Source organism: Metallosphaera yellowstonensis MK1 (genome assembly GCF_000243315.1).
Classification (GTDB): domain Archaea; phylum Thermoproteota; class Thermoprotei_A; order Sulfolobales; family Sulfolobaceae; genus Metallosphaera; species Metallosphaera yellowstonensis.
This window is the reverse complement of the sequence record NZ_JH597752.1, coordinates 2,362-3,504: the sequence shown is the minus strand read 5'-3', so window position 1 is coordinate 3,504 and position 1,143 is coordinate 2,362. Positions and strand designations below refer to the sequence as shown.

Genomic DNA, 1,143 nt, shown 5'->3' with positions numbered 1-1,143 from the left:
GTATCAATCTTCAGCTGAGGTGTTGTACGGATGAGGAGAGGTCTATCAGAGGTTGTAGCTTCCCTACTTTCCTTGGTAGTTACACTAGGACTCCTAGGCGCCTTCCTGGCATTCAACTACAATTACCTGGTCCCCACAGCCAGCTACGTTGAGACTCCCCAGGTACAGTTGATGTCGGTAATGTGGACGTACAAGAACTGTGTATACGTGGAGGTCTACGGCACCTCCCCAATAACCATAGCTTACGCCGTGGTCGGGACGTCAACAACGCCCTCACCTGTTACCGTTTGTCAGTTGGTTCCTAACGTAAACGGTCGTCACTTGATCCCAGATCCAACAAATACATTGCTTCCCGATAACCTTTACCAGATACAGATCAAGCAGATCCCTGGAGGACAAGGGACTCAGGTAACCGGAGGACAAGGGACTCAGGTAACCCTCTTCACAACTCAAGGCACGTTTTACCAGGTGGTTTTATGAGGAAATCCAAAGGTTTAGGCACGGTAATAGGTACGGTGATTTTTCTTTTGATAGCTCTGACCGTCATGGGCACACTGTTGTTGATCAGTTTTAGGGAACAGGCGTTCAGTCTCCAGCTGTCGCAGGCTCAAACTCTAATGTCTGAGAAGAACGCTGAGAGCTTGAGCGTGCAAGTAATAAATAACCAACAGGGTCAGGGTAACAATAACCAACAGGGTCAGGGTAACGGGCAAGCCACAATACAGGCTCAAATATGCATTAAGAATCAGGGGACGGTGTCGTCCTATGTAGAGTACGTCGTGATAGTTCCGGTTAATAACAATGATCAGATAAGCGGTCCTCCCATCCAAGTAATTGGGGCGAATTCAATCCCAAATCCTATACCGCCTGGTGGAACAGCTCTAGTGACTCTAAATCTAGCTAACAACCCCAACAACAACATAGGAGTTCTAGTCGTCACAGCCTACGGTAACGTGTTTCAAGGAGGACAACTCGGTGGATGAGATGATCGAGCCTAAGGATATCAAGGTAACACGCCCCAAGTACAGCGGGGATGTACTTATGTCATACGTGCTGAAGGGAATATATGAACAGTATGACGTAGCTTTCCCCAAGGCTACCCTAGTTAGAAACGAAGACGGAGTTTTCTATAACATAGAGGAG

Annotated in this window: 2 protein-coding genes; both read left to right on the top strand. The window is 47.7% G+C overall.

Annotation, left to right across the window (positions count from 1 at the left end; translation table 11 throughout):
* The first annotated feature begins 30 nt into the window (after positions 1-30).
* Positions 31-480 (top strand): hypothetical protein, encoded by a 450-nt coding sequence (locus METMK1DRAFT_RS00025; protein WP_009069236.1) that lies wholly within the window; start codon positions 31-33, stop codon positions 478-480.
* Complete coding sequence (locus tag METMK1DRAFT_RS00020) at positions 477-983, top strand: hypothetical protein (RefSeq protein WP_009069234.1); 507 nt, start codon at positions 477-479, stop codon at positions 981-983. The genes METMK1DRAFT_RS00025 and METMK1DRAFT_RS00020 overlap by 4 nt, the downstream gene beginning before the upstream one ends.
* The last annotated feature ends 160 nt before the right edge of the window (positions 984-1,143 follow it).